This window comes from Myxococcus sp. CA033, from assembly GCF_013336625.1.
In the GTDB taxonomy this organism is placed as follows: Bacteria; Myxococcota; Myxococcia; order Myxococcales; family Myxococcaceae; genus Myxococcus; species Myxococcus llanfairpwllgwyngyllgogerychwyrndrobwllllantysiliogogogochensis.
In genome coordinates, this window is the sequence record NZ_JABUMU010000023.1 from 35,149 (window position 1) to 54,228 (window position 19,080).

At 66.8% G+C, this 19,080-nt stretch carries 15 protein-coding genes; 10 read left to right on the forward strand and 5 right to left on the reverse strand.

The genetic code is table 11. The features are described 5' to 3' along the window. The first annotated feature begins 8 nt into the window (after nucleotides 1–8). Both HUA78_RS35690 and HUA78_RS35695 read left to right on the forward strand, forming a co-directional pair. Nucleotides 9–962, forward strand: coding sequence for an Ig-like domain-containing protein (locus HUA78_RS35690; RefSeq protein WP_254624080.1), 954 nt, complete (start codon nucleotides 9–11; stop codon nucleotides 960–962). Between the two features lie 105 nt (nucleotides 963–1,067). After that, entirely contained in the window at nucleotides 1,068–1,814 is a 747-nt protein-coding gene (locus HUA78_RS35695; RefSeq protein ID WP_174478218.1) for a hypothetical protein, read from the forward strand. Nucleotides 1,815–1,847: 33 nt separating this feature from the next. On the opposite strand, the gene HUA78_RS35700 is transcribed toward HUA78_RS35695, so the two are convergent. Together HUA78_RS35700 and HUA78_RS35705 are read right to left on the reverse strand one after the other, a co-directional pair. Next, a complete protein-coding gene (locus HUA78_RS35700; RefSeq protein WP_174478219.1) occupies nucleotides 1,848–3,491 on the reverse strand; it encodes a serine hydrolase in 1,644 nt (547 codons plus the stop codon). Between the two features lie 252 nt (nucleotides 3,492–3,743). Then, nucleotides 3,744–5,207: a hypothetical protein gene (locus HUA78_RS35705; protein ID WP_254624081.1), complete on the reverse strand. Its 1,464-nt coding sequence runs from the start codon at nucleotides 5,205–5,207 to the stop codon at nucleotides 3,744–3,746. Between the two features lie 263 nt (nucleotides 5,208–5,470). Between HUA78_RS35705 and HUA78_RS35710 the strand changes: the two genes are divergently transcribed. Next, entirely contained in the window at nucleotides 5,471–6,931 is a 1,461-nt protein-coding gene (locus tag HUA78_RS35710) for an amidohydrolase family protein (RefSeq protein ID WP_174478220.1), read from the forward strand. A gap of 81 nt (nucleotides 6,932–7,012) precedes the next feature. Next, nucleotides 7,013–7,747, forward strand: coding sequence for a TetR/AcrR family transcriptional regulator (locus HUA78_RS35715; RefSeq protein ID WP_174478221.1), 735 nt, complete (start codon nucleotides 7,013–7,015; stop codon nucleotides 7,745–7,747). Between the two features lie 129 nt (nucleotides 7,748–7,876). Here HUA78_RS35715 and HUA78_RS35720 read toward each other — a convergent pair whose 3' ends face one another. Beyond that, entirely contained in the window at nucleotides 7,877–8,146 is a 270-nt protein-coding gene (locus HUA78_RS35720; RefSeq protein WP_246137408.1) for a hypothetical protein, read from the reverse strand. A 517-nt stretch (nucleotides 8,147–8,663) separates the two neighbouring features. On the opposite strand from HUA78_RS35720, the gene HUA78_RS35725 reads away from it, so the two are divergent. The 5 genes from HUA78_RS35725 to HUA78_RS35745 all read left to right on the forward strand — a co-directional run bounded on the left by HUA78_RS35725 (nucleotide 8,664) and on the right by HUA78_RS35745 (nucleotide 16,029). Then, complete coding sequence (locus HUA78_RS35725) at nucleotides 8,664–11,516, forward strand: SBBP repeat-containing protein (protein ID WP_174463378.1); 2,853 nt, start codon at nucleotides 8,664–8,666, stop codon at nucleotides 11,514–11,516. Nucleotides 11,517–11,591: 75 nt separating this feature from the next. After that, nucleotides 11,592–12,458: a hypothetical protein gene (locus HUA78_RS35730; RefSeq protein WP_174466088.1), complete on the forward strand. Its 867-nt coding sequence runs from the start codon at nucleotides 11,592–11,594 to the stop codon at nucleotides 12,456–12,458. 40 nt (nucleotides 12,459–12,498) lie between these two features. Continuing rightward, nucleotides 12,499–14,016 carry a kelch repeat-containing protein gene (locus HUA78_RS35735; protein ID WP_174478222.1) on the forward strand — a complete coding sequence of 506 codons (1,518 nt, stop codon included), beginning with the start codon at nucleotides 12,499–12,501 and terminating at the stop codon, nucleotides 14,014–14,016. 207 nt (nucleotides 14,017–14,223) lie between these two features. After that, entirely contained in the window at nucleotides 14,224–14,880 is a 657-nt protein-coding gene (locus HUA78_RS35740) for a DUF2490 domain-containing protein (protein WP_254624082.1), read from the forward strand. A 351-nt stretch (nucleotides 14,881–15,231) separates the two neighbouring features. Further along, the gene (locus HUA78_RS35745; RefSeq protein WP_254624091.1) at nucleotides 15,232–16,029 is read left to right on the forward strand and encodes a zinc-dependent metalloprotease; all 798 of its coding nucleotides are present in this window, start codon (nucleotides 15,232–15,234) and stop codon (nucleotides 16,027–16,029) included. Between the two features lie 146 nt (nucleotides 16,030–16,175). On the opposite strand, the gene HUA78_RS35750 is transcribed toward HUA78_RS35745, so the two are convergent. After that, nucleotides 16,176–16,697 (reverse strand): hypothetical protein, encoded by a 522-nt coding sequence (locus tag HUA78_RS35750; RefSeq protein ID WP_174466090.1) that lies wholly within the window; start codon nucleotides 16,695–16,697, stop codon nucleotides 16,176–16,178. Between the two features lie 103 nt (nucleotides 16,698–16,800). On the opposite strand from HUA78_RS35750, the gene HUA78_RS35755 reads away from it, so the two are divergent. Then, a complete protein-coding gene (locus tag HUA78_RS35755; protein WP_246137410.1) occupies nucleotides 16,801–17,193 on the forward strand; it encodes a MazG nucleotide pyrophosphohydrolase domain-containing protein in 393 nt (130 codons plus the stop codon). 25 nt (nucleotides 17,194–17,218) lie between these two features. Here the strand turns inward: HUA78_RS35755 and HUA78_RS35760 are convergent, their stop codons facing one another. Further along, nucleotides 17,219–19,039: a hypothetical protein gene (locus tag HUA78_RS35760; protein WP_174478223.1), complete on the reverse strand. Its 1,821-nt coding sequence runs from the start codon at nucleotides 19,037–19,039 to the stop codon at nucleotides 17,219–17,221. Nucleotides 19,040–19,080: the final 41 nt, after the last annotated feature.

The window sequence follows — 19,080 nt, forward strand, 5'->3', positions numbered from 1 at the left end:
TGGGCGCAATGGCTTCCATCAATTGTGGTGAGGGTCAGGACCTGCCGGAGAATACCCAGGCACAGGTCCAGCAGGAGCGCGCGCCCCTGGATTGCGCCTCCTCCAACACGTGCGCCAGCCTCACGGCCCCCACCGTGGCGCTCACCGCTCCGGCACCGGGCAGCTTCCTGCGTGGCACGGTCACGCTCACGGCGGATGCCTCGGATGACGTGGGCGTCACGCGCGTGGACTTCTTCGACGGGGCCACGCTCATCGGCTCCGCCACCCAGGCCCCCTTCAGTGTGAGCTGGAATACGACGACGGCCTCGGGTCCACGCACGCTGACGGCCCAGGCCTTCGACGCGAATGACGAGTCGGGCACCTCCAGCCCGGTGAGCGTCCTGGTGGACAACTTCGTCCCCATCATCCTGACCGGCTCCCCCCCGTACACGCCCCAGACCCTGAACTACGTGCGCGGCATCGTCAATCTGGGCTGGACGGTGACGGACCAGAACCTCTCGGGCGTCGCCCTGGCGGAGTTCCTCCTGAACGGAAACTTCGTGGCCTCACAGCCCGGCTACTCGGGCTTCACCTACAACTTCACGTGGGATACGCGGGTGCTGGGCAACACCTCCTACAGCCTGACCCTGCGTGCGACCGACCACGCGGGCAACGTCCAGACGAACACCCGGACCCTCATCGTCGACAACGCCCTGCCCTCGTCGTTCCTCTCCGCGCCGGCCAACGGCTCGGTGGTCAGTGGCGTCGTCACGCTGTCCGCCAATGCCTCCGACAGCCAGGCCTTGCTCTATGTTGTCTTTGAAATCGACGGAGTCATACAGACGCCCTATTCAACCACCGCGCCGTTCACGAGGGCGTGGGACACGACGGGAAAATCAGGCACGCATGTGATTGTCGCCATCGCCTATGACCGGGCTGGCAACGGCCGACGCAGCAACGCCGCGACAGTCACGGTGCCCTGAGCCGCCCGCACCGGGGCGGGCCACGGGCGCAGGCGTGGCCCGCCTCGGTGCAATGAAGTGGGCCGCGCCTTGACGCACACTCGCCGTCATGTTCTCGTTGTAAACATGCCAATCATTCATGACGGAGTTGCTCTTCGGCGAGTGACGATTGCGATGACCGCACTCGTCTTCTTGCTCATTCCCGCAGCCGATGCTTCGGCGCAGCCCACCTTGACTTATTTGTCCGCGGCAGCTCCGGGCAAAACGGTCCGCGCCTGGGATTGTTGCAAGGCAAGCGGTTCATGGACTGGAAAAGCCGCGGTCAACGCTCCGGTCAAGTCTTGCGACAAGAGTGGCGTAACAGTGATCAATGCGAGTACGCAAAGCGGCTGCAATGGCGGCTCCAGCTATGCGTGCAATAACAACCAGCCATGGGCCCTGAACCCGACCTTCTCCTATGGATTTGCCAGGGCAGACCTGCCTGGCAAGACCGAGAGTGACACGAGCTGCGCCTGTTACGCGTTGCAGTTCACCAGCACGACCGTGAAGGGCAAGACGCACGTGGTCCAGGTGGTCGGCCAGGGGCCAGGTACCGGGTCGAACTTTTTCGAACTGCTGATACCTGGCGGCGGGGTGGGTCTTTTCAACGGGTGTACGCCTCAATGGGGTGCGCCAAGCTCTGGTTGGGGGGCACAATACGGCGGCATCAGCACCAAAGCCCAATGCGCCCAATTGCCGACTCAGCTGCAGCCGGGCTGCAACTGGCGATTCGATTGGTTTCAGAACGCGGACAACCCCGAGATGACCTTCCGTCGGGTCAAATGCCCGACGGCACTCACCGACAAATCGGGGTGCATCCGAAAGGATGGATGAGAAGAGAGGACAAAGACGCTCTGTTCCGAGCGACTAACGGCGGGTGAACACGCCCAGCTTGTCGCGGTTCCACGCATTGATGGTCAGCGAGAGGACCTTCGTTCGTGGAGCCGCGAAGAGCGCCCCTGAGAACCCGCTCGCGTTCTCACCCGTGGTCTGGAAGTAGAACTCGTCACCGCTGTAGTGAGTGAGCGGGAATCGCTTGCCGGCGGGGCCGACGGTGAAGGACAGCGCACCGTCTCGAAGCGACACGGTGAGGTCACCGTAGACGCGATTCGGATAGGTTCCGACGTAGGCGCCAAGGTTCCGCGCGGGGGTCGGGTTCACCGCGGGCTTGGAGTACTTCGTCTGGTCCGGGGTGATGGGCTCGGCGACGATGGGCGCGAGGAAGGCCAGCCAGTCTCGCGTCGACGCATTGTAGCGGACGATGTCCACGAACTCGGCGGCGATGGCCTCCGGAACACCCCGAGGGTCCGAGTTCGTCAGCACGGCGATGGCCAGCTTCTTGGACGGATAGCCGGTGATGACCGTGGACGCTCCGCGCCCGAAGCCTCCCGAGTGGCCCAGCCGCAGCTCCCCGGTGTCCTCGTAGTCGACGTTCCAGCCCAGCCCGTAGAAGCTCGCCCGTCCCCCCAGCTCCTCCGGACCATGGGTGACATTATTGGGCTTCCAGACGGTCTGCAGCCCTGGCACGTCGACCACGGGGGTCTGAAGCCCCGGGAAGCCGCCCCCCGAAATCAACATCGTCAGCCACCGGGCCAGGTCGCGCACCGACGAGTTCGCGCCACCGGCGGGCGCCTGACCGTCATTGTTGGCGCCGAGGTCCGGCTTCCATTGGCCATTCACCAGCGTGTGCAGCGCCGCCCGGTTCTTGCTCGCCTGAAGGTCCGCGAAGGAATAGGAGGTGCTGCTCATGCCGAGCGGCGCGAAAATCATCTCCCGCGCCAGGTCCTGCCAGGAGCGTCCGGTCGCCGTGGCGAACGCCTGCGCTCCAGCCGTCAGGCCATAGTTGGTATAGGCATAGTTGTCGCGAAACCGCGCCAGGGGATACAGCGCCAGCTTCGAGATGATCTGCTCACCGGTGTAGCCGAGGTCCTCGAGCAGGTCTCCCGCATGGTCGGGCAAGCCACTGCGATGCGAGAACATGTCGGCGACCGTGACGTGCTGCCCCACCCACGCATCGGCGAGCGTGAAGCCCGGACGGAAGGTCTGGAGCGTGTCGTTCCAGTCCACCTTGGCCAACCGCCGCGTCAACGCGGCGGCAATCACCGTGGAGCTCAGCGGCTTGGAGACCGAGGCGAGCTGAAACACCGTGTCCACATCGACGTCCCCCACCACTCCCGCCTGGCGTTCGCCCAGGCCCTTGAGGTACCGGACCTGGCCCTCGTACACCACGGCGACCGCGATGCCGGGCACGGAGGTGGCCGCCTTGTCCTTCTTGACGATGTCGTCGAGCACCGCCAGGGCTCGCGTCACGCCTTCGGCGGTGATCTGCCCGGAGGCCGTGGACGTCGCGGAGGCCACGGCCCTGGGGCCCGGTGCTGGCGCGGCCGCCGTCGAACCCGTCCCGGTGATGGCGGCCCCGACTCCCGCCGCTCCCAGGCCCCGCAGCAGCGTCCTGCGTGCCATTCCCGTCGCCGCCGTCGGTGCTGAACCCTGCCCATCGTCGTGCGCCATGACTCCCCCCTGAAGCCCCACGTCGAAACGGTTTCGACGCACCCGCGGAGCGCAGACTGAGAGGCCCGTGGAGGCACGCGCAAGAGACCCAGGTCCCATTGTGCCGCCGAGTCAACGCACCCCGTTTCCCAGGGGCCCCGCGTCGTCGCCGGAGCCAGCCGCATCGCGGCGGACCGTCCTGGCGCCACGAAAAAGAGCCGCGCCCACCCTTGGAGTGGGGCGCGGCTCTCGGACATCAACACTGACAGCGGGCTACTGGCAGCCACCCGCCTGCAGGTAGTCGACCAGCGAACCACCGCCGCTCGAGTTCTCACGGCTCACCAGGCACTGGCCCGCGCCGACGGTCACGCTCGAGTCACCCACGGTGAGCGACAGCTCGCCCGTCACCACCTGCACGCCGCCCTTGAAGCCGGTGGCGACGTTGGCCCGCACCGGACGCAGGCTCGGGCCGCCCGTTCCACCCGTGAGGCGCACGCGATACGTCGCATCCTCGTACGCCGACGGGACTTCCATCTCGGCGTCCGCCTTGAGCGGCGCCAGGAAGAAGCGCGCCACCAGGTCCACCTCCGGCTGCACGCGCACCAGCGGCAGCCCGTCATCCCCACGCGACAGCGTCAGGTCGAAGTGGCGGCCGGACTGGCTGTTCAGGTCCAGGGTGAAGAGCTTGTCGGTGCCCAGGCTCAAGAAGCTCTGCGCGTCACCGAGCCCCACGTGGGCCACGGTGAAGTCCTTCTGGTTCTCCGTCGCCTCCAGGGTGAACGACAGGCCCGACAGGGACACCGTCCAGTCCTTGCCGCGCAGCGCCGGCGCCAGGCCCGCGTACGGCAGGCGCACCTCGGTGGTGTTCAGGTCCAGAAGGAAGCGCGCGCGCTTCGCCGCGCCATCCGCCTCCAGCTCCACCAGCGGAGCGGCGCGCTCCGAAGAGATGGCGATGGTGCCATCCTCGCCCGTCAGCTCCAGACGCAGCGCCTGGAGGATGGAGCCGCTGACAATCCAGTGCTGTTCCCCCGCCTTCGTCACCTTCAGCTCCACCTGCCCCACCATCACCGTGGGCAGCGCCGCGGCCGCCTCCGCGTCGAGCTGCTGCACCGCGCTCTTCACGCCCCCCAGGTCCACCACCAGGGAGGTGGCCTTCGGCAGGAAGCGCAGCGACACGGGCTGGGCACGCTTGGACCCGATGAGGAACGTCAGCTCCAGCCCGTCATCATCCAGGGTCGTCGCGCGCACGCGCAGCTCGGACTGGTTCACGAACTTCACGCAGTCGGCGTCCGCCAGCACGCTGCCATCGGTGCAGACCTTCTCGCCCTTGAGCAGGAAGATGGTGGAGTCACCCTCCGTCGACTCCACGTGCTCCGCGATGAAGACGCGCTCGCGCAGGTACTTCTCCAGTCGCGCGGACTGGGCATTCGTCTTGGCCTCGTCGGAGAAGTCGGGAAGCGACGAGCCACCCTCCTCATCCTCCTGACTCGGGAGCGCCGGCAGGGGCACGCCGTCAAAGCCCGCGCTGAAGACGGAGAGGGCCTCCTCCAGGCTGTCGACCGCGGGCAGGCCGTTCATCGTCCGCACGCTCGCGCTGACACCGCGCACCATCTCCGCCGAACGGCTGGCGGTGACATCCGCGACCTTCTGCGCATCGGGCGGGTTCTCGCTGTCGCATCCGGTGGCGACCAGGGCGAACACCGCGACGCCGGCAAGCCAGGACCTGGCGTTTCTCATGAGCTGCTCCTTGGAAAGGGTGTGAGTGCGTGCCCCCTCTTGAGCAATGCATGGGCCAACCGGGACTCCAGGTGTTTCCAGTGGTTACCACCACGACTGGGGGTGTAGCGCGCTGCACACCGCGACATCACTGTCACGAAGGCTACGCACCTCGCATCCCCGGCGCGCGCGCCCTGACACGGATTGGACGCACCGCGCGAGGCGGCTGGCTTGACTTAATATACACCGTACACTAATCAGGCAGGCCTTGATTCCGGCGGAGCGTGAGCGCTGCACGTCCGGACAAGAAGGAGCGACAGATGGCGGAGCGTTGGCTTCTCCAGGGCGCCACCGTGGTGACGGGAGACCGGGAGCACGAAGACCTTCCGTGCGGCGATATCCTCATCGAGGACGGGCGCATCACCGCGATGGGCCGGGAGCTGCGCGTGGAGGGCTGCCGCGTGCTCCCTCTCGCGGGGAAGCTCGTGATGCCGGGGCTCATCGATACCCATCGGCACACGTGGCAGACGCCGTTGCGTGGGTTGGGGGGTGACTGGACGGTGCTCGACTACCTCGCGGCCGTCCGTGTGAAGCTCTCCCCCGCCTTCCGCCCGGAGGATGTCCATGCGGGCACGCTCGCGGGTGCGCTCGAGGCGCTCGACGCGGGCATCACGACGCTCGTCGACCACGCCCACTGCATCGCGTCACCGGCACATGCGGACGCAGCGCTCCAGGGGCTCCAGGAGTCGGGCATCCAGGCACTCTTCGCCTATGGCTACGCTGCGGGCTCCGAGCCGAGTCCCTCCTTCCCCACCCCTGAGCACCGCTTCGCCGATGCACGACGGCTCCGCGAAGGCCCGCTCTCCTCCGACAGCGGACGGGTGCGCCTGGGCATCGCGCTCACGGAGATGCAGATTCCGTGGGAGCAGAGTCGAGCGGAGGTCCGCTCGGCGCGTGAGCTCGGCGTGCCCATCACCCTGCATTGCTCGGCATGGCCCGTGACGGGGCCGAGCGAAGTCGAGCAACTGGAGCGTGAGGGCCTGCTCGGCCCGGACCTCCTCTTCGTGCACTGCACATTCAGCGGTGACGACGACCTGGCACGAATCGCGGGCAGTGGCGGCTCCATCTGCGCCACCCCGGAGTCGGAGCTTCAGATGGGCATGGGGTTCCCTGTCATCGGGCGTGCCCTGCGCGTGGGGGTTCGGACGACGCTTGGCTGTGATGTCGTGGCGAGCAACGGAGGCGAGCTGTTCACCGCCATGCGGCTCGCGCTCCAGTCCGAGCGGGGCCGCGCGAATGCACTGGCGGGCCTGCCCAGGAGGCTCGACCTCAGGGCGGGCCAGATGCTCCGCATGGTGACGCAGGACGCGGCCGATGCCATCGGGCTCGGGGCCGTCACGGGCTCCCTGCGTCCCGGGAAACAGGCGGACCTGATTGTCCTCGCCGCCGACGCCCTGAACATGACTCCGCTGGGCCATCCGCGCGATGCGGTGGTGCTGCAGGCCCACGCGGGGAACGTCGAGTCGGTGATGGTTCGCGGCGAGCTCGTGAAGCACCAGGGGCGCCTCATCGGGACGGACGTGGCCGCCGTCCGCCAGAAGGTCCTGCGAGCGCGCGATGCGGTGCTGGAGCGCGTCGGAGGGTTGTCCGCGCTCCTCGCCGACCACGCGAAGCTGGAGGAGCACTGGGACCTGGGAACGGGCGTGCAAGCGCCACTTCAGGGACGCGCTGACGACATGGCGTGAAGTACCCGTTTGCGCGCCTCGCGGAGCCCACTAGGTTGGACGCCGCCGCGGAGGGACTCGCGCGGCGATGCGAGGAGCGGGATGGCCGGTCGCGAAGGGGCTGCGGGAAAGAAGGCGCGGAAGACATTGGGACGCCCCCCTCGGCTGTCCCTCCCTCTCGTCATCGAGGCCGCCGCGAAGCTCGTGCGGGAGAGTGGGCTGAAGAACCTCTCGATGCGCGTGCTGGCGGAGCGAATCGGCGCAACGCCCATGGCCGTCTACAAGCACGTCGGAGACCGCGAGGAGCTCGTATCGCGGGTCGTGGAGCACGTCTTCGAGCAGCTCTCGCTGCCGGATGACTCGCTCGCGCCCCTGGACTGGCTGCGGGAGGTGGCGCTGCGCGTCCGCGTGCTCGGCCTGGCACACCGGGGAGTGATGGACTTTCTTCTAGAGGAGGGCCCGGCCGTCCGCGGCGCGCTCCTCGTATTGGAGCGCACCGTCAGCAAGCTCCACGAGGTGGGCGTGCCCTGGAGCGAGGCCGGGGACCTGCACAACACGTTCTTCTCCTGGCTCGCGGGCACCATTCGCCGCCAGGAGCAGTGGGCCGGCAGGGCCGAAGACGCGCCCGCTCCCCTCCAACGCTTCCACGCCGCCGCCCTCGCCCTTCCTTCCAAGGACTACCCCGGTGTGAAGCACACCCTGGAACGCATGCGAGCGCTGGATGTCGACGCGGAGTTCCAGAACAGCCTCGACTTCATGCTGGAAGGAATCGGCCGACGCATCCAGCGTCATCAGGATGAGGCCCCGCCCGCGAAGAAGCCTCGCCGGAAGGCGTGAGCGCCGCGCCACGGGAGAGCGATTGGACGCACCCGGCGGAAGCCAGCGACTCGTGAAGGCAACACCGCGAGGATTCGGTGGGCACCTCGCGGGCAGCGCCTGTCATCAACCGGGGCGAGTGGTGCCGGGTCATTCGTACCAGGTCGGCACGAGCTTCCGGACCTCCGGAAGCGCGGCGACGTCACAAACCATGGTCCACGCGGCGGGCGTGAGCGCACCGTGGCGTGCCTCGCATTCGGTTTCGCCGGTGGGGATGAAGTAGAGCGTCTCCTTCGGCAGGTCGCAGCCGGCGCGGCCTCGGGAGGGGTTTGCCTCGATGGAGGGGGCGAGCGCTTTCACGCGGGCGAGCAGGGCTTCGTCCCCCGTCGGCAGGCAGAACTCTACTGAGCCATCATTCATGCACCCTGTCTCTCGGCTGAACCTGAGCTTGTGTGTCGGGCAGGCCTCGCCCTGGACCGAGGGGGCACCGGAAGGCCGCGCGCGTGGCGGAGGTGTAGCGCAGGCCGACAGCGCGGCGAGCAACAGGAAAGGCATGGCGAATCGTCTCACGACGCTTCCTTTACACGCCTCCTTCACTGTCGGGGAAGCGCGAAGTCGCCCGAGAGACAGGTCCACGAAGACGGGGCCATCCAGTCCCAAAAGACATCACACGACTAAGGGAAATCCACAGGACTGTGACAACTCCACTTCGATGAAGTGACAGTCCAGGGGGTGCGGGCCGAGGCGGAAGAGTGCTAAACCCAACGAAGTCTCACAGCGGCCTCCACGGCCACGAAGCCCTCCACCCAAAACCAGCCGTCCACACGCAGCCCGAAGTTCGCTCCACCCGTCACGCTCATCCGCGACGAAGAACTCCGTCCATACAGCGACTGTCCATCTCCAGGGGCACGGGGGCAAACCACAAGGGAGACACGACATGCTTCAAAGCATGAGTCTGCTGTCGCTATGCCTGCTCACCAGCCTGCCAGCAAAGTCCGTCACACCTGGAGACACCGCGACGCAACAAACCGAATCGCCAGACAGCCCGTTCTCCCTGCTCCCCGTCTCTCCACGCGTCTCGGCGCCGCCCTCCGCGACAAAGACTGAAGCCGCCGGGCCCGCTCGCACGATGCTTCCGGAAGACGCGCCCAACTGGCTCCAGATGCGCGGCACCAGCGGCCTGGACCAGGGAACAGATGTCGCGGCGTCCTGCGAAGGCGTCTATGCGGTGGGCTACACCACGGGCAGCTTCGACGGGAGCACCACCGCCGTCGGGAGTGACTGGTTCCTGGCCAAGTACAATCTGGCGGGCGCGTTTCAATGGGCCCGCCAGCATGGCGCGCCCGCCACCTCCGCCAACCCCAACCCCGCGGACTTCGCCGAATCCATCGCCACCTTCGACGTCGGCGGTCGATGCAACGACCCCGTCATCTATGTCGCCGGCTACACCTCGGGCAACCTCGACGGGAACACGAACTCGGGCAGCTCCGATGCCTTCCTGACGAAGTATGACAAAAAGGGGACCCGCATCTGGACCCGGCTGTTCGGCACCCCGACCGCTGACCGCGCGACCTCGGTCGCCACCGACAAGAGCGGCAACATCTACATCGTCGGGTATTCAGCCACGGCCTCTTCGGGGACCGATGCCTTCGTCGTGAAATACGATGCGGCGGGGACCCTGCAATGGTCGAAGCCACTCGTCAGCAGCAACAACAAGAACGACCAGGCCCGGGGCGTCGCCACGGACGCCAATGGCGACATCTACGTGGGCGGCCACACCCACGGCAATCTCGGGGGAAACAATACGGACAGCAGCAGCCTGACCAGCGACGTCTTCATGGTCAAGCTGGGCCCCACGGGCACCCAGATATGGGCGAAGCAGTTTGGAACCACCACCCAGGATGTGATGGAGGACCTGGCCACCTCGCGACGACTCACCGGCGAGATTGATATCTATCTGGTCGGCTACACCATCGGGAGCTACGCGGGAACCAATCCCAGCGCCGAGTACGATGCCCTGCTCCTGAAGTTCCGGCCGGACGGCACGGTCCAATGGCAGCAGCAGTTCGGAACGGCCGGACGGGACATGCTGTACGGAGTCACCTCCGACGGCGGCGGTACGGTGTACGTGACGGGCATCAGCAACCACGACATCAAGACCGGCGCCCCGCTCGACAGCGGCGACCTGGCGGAAACCGATGTCTTCATGAGGAGCTTCAGCGCGACCGGAGCCCCGTTGAAGAGCCGGCAGATCGGCTCGACCCACCCGACGCTCCCCAACGCCGAGTTCGACATCGGCGCGGGCATCGCCGTCGACACGGGCGCTGGGGTCTACATCGTGGGCCACACCGACGCGGCCTTCCCCACCCTTCGCGCCACGTCTCAAGGCAGCACCGACCTGCTCGTGTTCAGGTACCTGGAAGGCTGCACCATCACGACGCCAGGCCAGTGCCACCTCAGCTATGGCTGGGGAGACCCGCACTACGTGACCTTCGACGGCTATGCCTATGACTTCCAGGGGCACGGAGAGTTCATCCTCGCCGAGTCGACCGTCGGCGACCTTCACATCCAGGCCCGCCAGCTCCCCTGGAACGGCTCTTCCCATGTCAGCGTCTTCAAGGCCGTCGCCGCCAGGCTTGGCACCGAGCGCGTGGCCTACTACCTGGGGGCTTCGCCTCCCTTCAAGATCAACGGCCTCGCGGTTCCCATCACCAAGGAGACCCCGCTGCGCGACGGAGGGCGCATCATCCCTCGAGGGAGCGGATACGTCGTCGAGTGGCCAACCGGAGACCACCTGGTCATCACTCCCGTCGGCTCCTACATGAATGTCGACGTGCTGCTGTCCCCGGCGCGCCGAGGCAACGTCCGGGGGCCCCTGGGCAACTTCAATGGCAACCGCGCCGACGATTTCGTCCTGCGCGACAACACGCCACTCGCCGCGCCTCCTTCGTTCGCGCAGATGTATGTCGGCCCACAGGCCTACGTGAACAGCTGGCGAATCTCCCAGGCGGAGTCACTGTTCGACTATGCCGCGGGCGAGTCCACCGCCACGTTCACCAACCTCAACTTCCCTGTCGCACCGCCGTCACCAACCCCCGCCCAGCGGCAGCAGGCCCAGCAGGTCTGCCAGAACGCGGGGGTCACCCAGATCGCCACGTTGTGGGCCTGCATCACGGACGTGTTCGTCACCAATGACACCTCGTTCGCCAGCGGCGCCGCGGCCGTCCAGACCAGTGCCCAGACCCAGGGCACTCCGCCTCCTCCCCAGCCCGCCCCCCAGTCCGTCTACCTGGTCAACTTCGAAGCGGGAGCGGGCGCCGGTGAGTGGAGCTCACAGCTCAGGAGCACGGTGCCCGCGGGAGGCCGCACCTTCCTCGGCGAGTTCAGCAACGAGACCGTCAGTCTCACGCTCCCGTCCCTGCCCCCGCACACCACGGCCACCGTCAGCTTCGACCTGTATGTCATCAATGGCTGGGATGGCAACGGAGCCTTCGGCCCCAGCCGCTTCCGGCTGACGGCATCGGGACTTCCCCTCCTGCTCGACACCACCTTCTCCAACACGCGGAGCAGCCAGTCGTATCCAGGGAACTACCCCACGGTGAACGCGGCCGGAGCAGGTGCTTTCGAGCGAAACACCCTCCTGTATCCCATGGGGGACTCGGTCTACCGGCTCAAGTACACGTTCAACCACTCGGCCACGAACCTGACGCTGTCCTTTGCCGCGGCGGACCTCTCCGGCATCAATGAAGAGGCCTGGGGTCTGGACAACGTCGAGATACAGCTCCAGTAGCGCCCACCAAGGCAACACGCGGCCCTTCCACCCCGTGGCTCCGGGTGGAGGGGCCCCTTGCCTGGAGCCAATCCCATGAAAAACCATCTCGGGCTGTTGCTCGCGGGGACTTGCATGGCCCTCGCCGCAGGCTGTGGTGCTTCCGAGGAGGTCCTCCTGGAAGGACCTGCCACCACGCGCGCCTCCGCGAGTGTCGAGGACGCCGCCTTCACGACGCTCGACTACCCTGGCTGCGAGCAGGACTATTCCGACCACAACACGCCGGTGCTCTACGAAGGAATCACCACCGAGCGCAAGGCGTGCAGTGGAGAGACGTCCACCGTCTTCGTGAACTTCCTTCACGAAGTCCCAGCGGGCATCACCCTCGACCTGTTCCAGGCAAACAGCTTCGGGAAGTTCGGGCTGGACGACAAGCTCGCGCAGCGCGCGCCGTTGCATCTCGTCAAGCTCGACACCTTCGTGAATCCCTGGGGCGTGCCGATAACGCGCTATCGGATCTCCATCAGCTACACCCTGGTCGAGTCCGAGTACTGCCGGCATGCCACCTTCTCGGCCGCCTACCAGCTCGCCACCCATTGCCCCGAGCTGCCGACGATTCGCTCCCCGCCGCAGACCGACTCGCTCACTCCCAAGACGTACGCGGTCTATCCCTTCATCGTCTCCAGTGCCAGCAACGCAGGGGCCCACAAGTTCGTGGCCATTCCATCCGTGACCTCGTGTTCCGAGTGTCACAAACCGGCCTTGGGGCCCACTCCCGAGCACGTCTTCGAGTACCGCCGCACCGGCACCACCCCGTGGTCCACCATCACTCGCGGCGACTACCTCGCGTTCGAGGTGACCGTGGCCTCGGCGGGCGTCTACGAGTTCAGGTCGAAGGGCCGGCTCAAGCCCAATGGCAGCTACTCCAGCTACTCCCCAGTCTCCGTCCTGTACGTCCCGTAGCCATGAAGCCAGCCCCTCCAAATCGAGTCAGGGAGTCATCATGAATGCATTCTTTCAAGGCCGGTGCTTGTTCCCCAGAGGTGTCGCCCCCACGCTTCTCGCCGCATTCGTCGGGCTCGTGGGGGGCCTGGCTTGTGATGGGGAGGAGACCCGCCTCTCACACGAAGTGGGCTCACCCGAGGCCTCCACGGACCTGACGGCCGTTGTCTCTCCCATGGCCTCGGAGGCCTCGCTGGCCTCGCTTGCGCCCCGTTGGGAGGCCACCGGCTCCCTGAGCATCGACCGACACAGGGCCGCCAGCGTGCGACTGAACTCGGGCAAGGTGCTGGTGGCGGGTGGGTACTCGTACAACAGCAGCTCCAACAACTACCTGGCCAGCGCGGAGCTCTATGACCCGGCCACCCGGACCTGGTCCATGGCCGCGTCCATGGCCGTCAATCGCGACGGGCCCGTGGCCACCTTGCTCGCGAACGGAAAGGTGTTCGTCGTGGGCGGCTACACCAGCACGGGCAGGACGGCGACCGCGGAAGTCTATGACCCGGCGACCAACTCCTGGTCCGCCGCCGGCGCGATGCACACGGCCCAGGAGGACTGCACCGCGACGCTGCTCACCAACGGCAAGGTGGTGGTGACTGGCGGCTACGTCTCCACCCCTGAAGTGTATGACCCGGCGACCAACACCTGGTCTCTCGCGGGAGCCCAGAGCCCGACCCGGTTGGGCTCGACGTCGACCTTGTTGCCCAACGGGAAGGTGCTGCACGTCGGGGGATGGGATGGAGCGACCCACGCCACGGCGCGCCTGTATGACCCCGCCACGAACTCCTGGTCCGCGACCGCGTCCATGGCCACGGCGCGTTGGGACCACACGGCGACGCGCCTGCCCAACGGAAAGGTGTTGGTCGTGGGCGGTTGGGAAGATGTGGCGGCCGCGGAGCTGTACGACTCCACGACCAACACCTGGTCCCCCGCCGGAACGATGAGCACGCCCCGTGCGTTCCACACCGCCGCGCTGGTGGATGGCAAGGTCCTGGTCACCGGCGGCCACACCAGCAACAACCGGAACACACGGCAGTCCGCGGAGCTGTACGACCCCGCGACCAACACCTGGTCCCTCACGGCCCCCATGGCGACCGGCCGCTCCTGGCACAGCGCCATCACGCTCGTCGATGGAAACATGCTCGTCACGAATGGAGGGCGGACCTCCGAGCTGTACACCCTCTCCTCCGCCCCCATGGGCAGGGTCGCGCAGGGCTACACGTGCGGCGCGGCCGACACCTTCACCCCGAGCTGCGCCTACAGCGTGTCCCCGGACGCCACCTATGCCTGGACGGCGCCCTCCACCGGCCTCTTCACCTTCACCACCGCCGGCTCCGACTTCGACACCGTCCTCGAAATTGTCGACAGCACCACGAGCCAGTCGCTCGGCTGCAACGATGAGGCGAACAGTTCGACGTCCCAGTCCTCGCTGACACTCTCACTCGTCGCGGGACAGAAAATCACCGTCAAGGTCGAGGGATACAGCGTCCACTGCGGCAACTACGCGCTCAACATCCAGTAGGCCCGCGTGGGGCGGGAGTTGTTCATCAGCCAACCCGCTGCCGGAACGTGGCGCCTCCGGGAGACAAGGCCCACGCCGCGCCAGGACCGCTGCGGCTTCGTCACACAAGCCGCAGTCGCGTCTCTCACCGGATTGAGCCCGTGTCCGAGTCGTGGTCTAGGCATCCGCACCATGCGCTCGCAGATGTTGCGGTCCCTCCTCGGACTGATGCTTGTCATTCCCTTCCGCACCGTGGAGGCCCGGCCCGTCCAGGCGGAAGCCCAGCTCTGGTACACCGTGTCGGCACAGGGCCACATCGGAGAGCACTTCCTCTACTACCTGGAGGCGCAGCCGCGCTTCAGCAAGGACGACGGCCGCGCCATCCTCCGCTCGGCGGGAGGCGTGCGGCTGTTCCAGGACATGTCCCTGTGGCTGGGCCAGGGCTGGATTCCGCTCTGGGTCTGGGATGGAGACCCTGCGCTACAGCGGGGTGAGAGCCGCCTCTATCAGCAGTACCTCTACACGCCGAAGCTGGGGTCCGTGCGAGGGACGCTCCGGGCGCGCTTCGAGCAGCGCTTCCTCTCCGGGACGACGGAGGTCTCCCTCCGCGCGCGCGTCATGCTCCGCGGTGCCCAGCCCGTGGCCGCGGAGGGGCGCCTGTCACTGATTCTCTGGGACGAGGTCTTCTACCATCTCAACTCGGTGGAGGGCGGTCCCAGCGCGGGCTTCGACACGAACCGCGCGTTCCTCGGCGTGGGCTGGAAGTACGCAGACCACTCTTCCGTGGAGGTGGGCTACCTCAACGCCTTCATCCGCCGGCCCTCCTCCGAGACGGATCAACTCATTCACGCGCTCTCCGTCTCCATGCCCTTCAACTACTTGTAGCAAGGCGATCGGTGCTCCGGCCCCCAGTCCCCGTGCCTGGGGTGTCTTTGCCCCAGGGGGCAGATGACCGATAAACAGACATCACTGTGTGTTTCCGAAACACTTCGTAATTTCCCCACAATCCGCAGCAATTACGCGGAGCTGTGCGAAGCGCCGTCAATACCCTTTACGCGCTGGAGCGGAACACCTGGAGCACCCGTAGTCCATGTTATACGCCATTTGCGGGTTTCTCACCCTACGAGATTGCTTGGCCCATCGATTGCTCAAGGCCCGGAGCGCGTCAGGCCGCAGCTGGTGGACACCAGGCGGATGACGCGTCCCCCCGTAGTCTGAATGGACGAGGAATCTCCGATGCCCGTGTTCCAGAAGATGTTCAAGGGAGCTGCTGTCCTCGCGATGACCGGTAGCGCGCTGCTGACTGGCTGCGGCACCGACACGCAGGTCGATGACGCACAGCACGAGCAGGAAATCATCGCCAACCTGGTCGAGGCCGGCTTCCCGGCGAACGACATCATGGTGGCGGATGGCGACGTGTACGTGGGCCGCGACGCCCATGTGACGCTCGAGGCGTCCCGCGAGATGCTGCGGCCCGTCGAGGCCGGCCCGGAGCAGTACCGCACGACCAACCTGGTCGCCTCCAGCATCACGCGCATCTGCATCGTTCCGACGGCCGCGTTCAACGGCTACGCGCGGCTGAGCCAGGGCCTGGATCTGGCCATCGCGAACTACAACGCGCTGGGCCTGAGCTTCACCATGGCGCGTGGCAGCACGGGCACGTGCAGCGCGACCATCTCCGCGCGGACCACGTCCGGCACGGGCGGCTCCGCGGGCTTCCCCTCCGGCGGCCGTCCCTACGGCACCATCAACATCGGCACCGGCCTCAACACCTACAGCGTGGGCGTGAACGAGCACGTCATCACCCACGAGCTGGGCCACACTGTCGGCTTCCGTCACTCTGACTACTACAACCGCGCCATCAGCTGCGGCTCGGGTGGCAACGAGGGCGCCGCGGGCGTCGGCGCCATCCACATCGCCGGCACGCCGACCACGGCGTCCACGGGTGGCTCGCTCATGAACTCCTGCTTCCGCTCGACGGAGACGGGCAACTTCACCGCCTCCGACCGCACCGCGCTGACCACCCTGTACTAGTGCTGGCGCGCTCCCCACGGATTCAATCCTGACGCCGTGGGGGTGCTCCTCGAGGGCTCCGCCCTCACCGCCCGAGCCTCCAGTCCGCGACTCACGTCCGGGCTGGAGGTTCGCGGCTTCATGCGGTGTGGTCCCCGTGTATCGAATCAATTCTCTTCGGAGCGCTGGGACGTCACGAGCCAGCCCTTGCCGTCGAACTGGTAGAACCAGGTGGCGTTGCCCTCGCCCCGGTCGACCAGCCCCTGACTCGAACCCATCGGGACGTAGCGCTGAAGGCAGCTCACCTCGCGCGGCAGCGCCAGGACCTCCCGCACGTGCCCGCCGCGCGTGAAGAGCACCCGCACGGGGACAGACTGGTTGCACGAGTAGCCTTCGCCCGGGAAGGCGTAGTCCGGCGCTCCGTCCTGGTCGAAGTCACCCCGCACGCACGGCCATCCGTCCTTTCGCAGGACGTCCAGGTCCACGCCCACTTCCTCCAGTCGAGGCGCCGCGTCGCCGACCGTGCCCACGCACAAGCACCGGGTGCTCGTCTCCGTGTCACAGCCCTCATCCGCGAGCGCGATCTCCACGCGCGACGGCGTCTCCTCGCCGCGCAGTGGCGCCTCCGCGCACCCCACGGCCACTGACAGCACAGACGCCCAGATGCAGGTCCAAGGTCGCTGAATCACGTATCGATGCCTCCTGGGGAAGCCCGATTGCAAGCCACGTGCACAGGCTCGTGCGGCCCTGGGGCCACACCTCCATCGAGGGGACAAGGCTCGTGACGCCGTCATGGCCCGCGAGCGCGTGGCGGCGGTTGACGTCCACCCCGTCATGGTCGAGGACGGGGGGATGATTGAACTGCCCCCGGGTGCCTCCATGAAGGACTACCAGCACTACATCCACGAGCTGGAGGCCCTGCATGGCTGGTTGAAGCTGGACCTGGTCCACAACTGCTTCCTCATGGGAGAGGAGGTGGGCGAGGTGTTCAAGGCGGTGCGCCGCCACGAGAAGCTCTATGACGAGGGACGCGGCACGCCCACCGAACAGGCCCGTGCCCATGTCGGCGAGGAGCTGGTGGACGTGTTCAACTACCTGCTGGCCATCGCCAACCGCGTCGGTGTGGACCTGGAGCAGGCCTTCCGCGAGAAGAACGCGCGAAACCAGCAGCGCACCTGGAGCTGAGCCAGGCGCCCCGGTCCAGGGCCCCTCAAGTCTTGCGCACTGACTTCTTCTTTTCGCGCTTGCCACCCTTCGATTTGCGCGTGGACCGCTTGTCGACCACCTTGGGCTCGTCGGTATCGCTGTCGTCTTCCCCCTGGCCCCCACGCGACTGTTGCTTCTGCTCGCTGGAGCTGGAGGAGGCCGGACCGCTCCGAGTCGCGGCGGCTCCGTCGAGAATTCCATCCGCGCCGCCAGCGGACAGCCCCGCGGCCTCGCCGAGCCCATCGCCCACATGGTCCGGCAGCCGGGGCTCGGGGACCACGATTTCGGCGGTGTTCCCCTCGTCGTCATACACGGCGGATTCCCAGGCAGCCTCCTCGTAGGCCCGCTTCCAGGCGATGACGTAGGACTTCCGCCAGGCATTGATATAGGCGACACGCTCGGCGGCGTCCGCGCTCCCGCGAGTCGATGCCTCTCTGATGAGGTGGGCACCATCCGTCCGCGCCTGCAGCTGCGTGTAGTGGTCCTCGATATAGGGAATGGCGTCGGGCGCCGGAATGGGAGCGGGCTCATCCAGCTCTGTCTCCTCGAACACCACCTCCCGATACTTCTCCTGGAAGTATCGGGTATAGGTGAGGGCGAACTCCGCCTCATAGGCCTGCCGGGCGGGCGTATCCGTGAGGTTCGTCACCGCGGCGCGGGGAATCTCGCTCAGGACAATCTCCCGGTTGCGCAGGACCGTTTCGTTGGCGCGGTCTGTCTCCCACCTGAGGGGCCCGGATGGGTGGTTCCTCCCCACCTGCCCGGCCAGCTCATCCGCATCGAAGGGTTCGTCCTTGTAGTGGTGGACGAAGTTCGCCACGGGAACCCTGGCCAGATCGATCTCCACCTCGCCATAGCCGCTGAAGCCCACGCCATGATTGGAGGTGATGTCTCCAGGCGTGGACCGGGCCGACAGCAGCTTTCCAACGCCCTTGCGCGTCTGGAGGAAGGACAGCAACCGGGGCTCGTTGGGGATTTCGTCCAACTGCGTGTTCGCGTGAGTGTTGAGCCACTCCAGGTCGCTCACCTTGCCCTCCCCCACGTTCCGGACCCGCGGCGTCGGCGCTCCCGTGCTCGCATCGAAGTTGTAACCGAGTCGCCCTTCCGTGAGGTGACCCCGATTCATGGGCGTGAGCGCCCGGCCTTCCTTGAGGGCCTTGCGCTCGGGAGGGGTGATGCCGCGCCAGGCCTGGCGCCGAAGCATCCGCCCTCGGACCCGCACGTAGTCCCTGTCGCTGGGCCCCTCCAGGGTGTGTTTCTTGTAGATGTTGGCGACGCCATGCGCGGCCGGAGTCGCGAGCAGATACGCCGCGTTCCCCCTGAGGATGTTTGCCAATGGAGCGCCCTGGTAGGAGATGACATCTCCCGCCACGCTGAAGTCCTCATCGCCGCCCAGACGCGTCACCAGTCCCTGAGGGGTGAGCTCGGCGTTCTCCAGCGCATGGGAGTAGGCTGTCTGGGCTTCAATCTCATCCTCGTGTCCGTCGAAGTCGGCGACGGCGGCGGCCTTGCCAGCCTTGACCTCCTCTTTGTACGCCGCATGGATTTCGCGGAGCCGCTGGTGCCCCGCGGATTCGCGGGCCGCATCCGCCACACGGAGCCCGAACTTCGCGCCGCCCACGCGCTGGATGGGGGCATTCGGCGAGCGGCCTCCCAGGCTCGCCGCCAGCTTCGCCTGCGCCACCACGCGGGGGCCCTGATTGAGCCGCGCCCCGAGCGCTTGCAGGGCAGCCACCCGGGGATGAGCCACTCCCTCCATCCGCTCGTCCCGAGAGGTGACCTGCTCGACCATGGGCACGTCACGCCGCGGCTCGAAGCTCTTCACGACACACTCCTCGCGCTGGAGTCCCAAGCCTGCCACTCGGG

Excerpts from the sequence above, each read along its gene's own strand:
- HUA78_RS35690 (WP_254624080.1), top strand. The coding sequence starts at position 9 with ATGGCTTCCATCAATTGTGGTGAGGGTCAGGACCTGCCGGAGAATACC.
- HUA78_RS35695 (WP_174478218.1), top strand. The coding sequence starts at position 1,068 with ATGCCAATCATTCATGACGGAGTTGCTCTTCGGCGAGTGACGATTGCG.
- HUA78_RS35700 (WP_174478219.1), bottom strand. The coding sequence starts at position 3,491 with ATGGCGCACGACGATGGGCAGGGTTCAGCACCGACGGCGGCGACGGGA.
- HUA78_RS35705 (WP_254624081.1), bottom strand. The coding sequence starts at position 5,207 with ATGAGAAACGCCAGGTCCTGGCTTGCCGGCGTCGCGGTGTTCGCCCTG.
- HUA78_RS35715 (WP_174478221.1), top strand. The coding sequence starts at position 7,013 with ATGGCCGGTCGCGAAGGGGCTGCGGGAAAGAAGGCGCGGAAGACATTG.
- HUA78_RS35720 (WP_246137408.1), bottom strand. The coding sequence starts at position 8,146 with ATGAATGATGGCTCAGTAGAGTTCTGCCTGCCGACGGGGGACGAAGCC.
- HUA78_RS35725 (WP_174463378.1), top strand. The coding sequence starts at position 8,664 with ATGCTTCAAAGCATGAGTCTGCTGTCGCTATGCCTGCTCACCAGCCTG.
- HUA78_RS35730 (WP_174466088.1), top strand. The coding sequence starts at position 11,592 with ATGAAAAACCATCTCGGGCTGTTGCTCGCGGGGACTTGCATGGCCCTC.
- HUA78_RS35735 (WP_174478222.1), top strand. The coding sequence starts at position 12,499 with ATGAATGCATTCTTTCAAGGCCGGTGCTTGTTCCCCAGAGGTGTCGCC.
- HUA78_RS35740 (WP_254624082.1), top strand. The coding sequence starts at position 14,224 with ATGCTTGTCATTCCCTTCCGCACCGTGGAGGCCCGGCCCGTCCAGGCG.
- HUA78_RS35745 (WP_254624091.1), top strand. The coding sequence starts at position 15,232 with ATGCCCGTGTTCCAGAAGATGTTCAAGGGAGCTGCTGTCCTCGCGATG.
- HUA78_RS35755 (WP_246137410.1), top strand. The coding sequence starts at position 16,801 with ATGGCCCGCGAGCGCGTGGCGGCGGTTGACGTCCACCCCGTCATGGTC.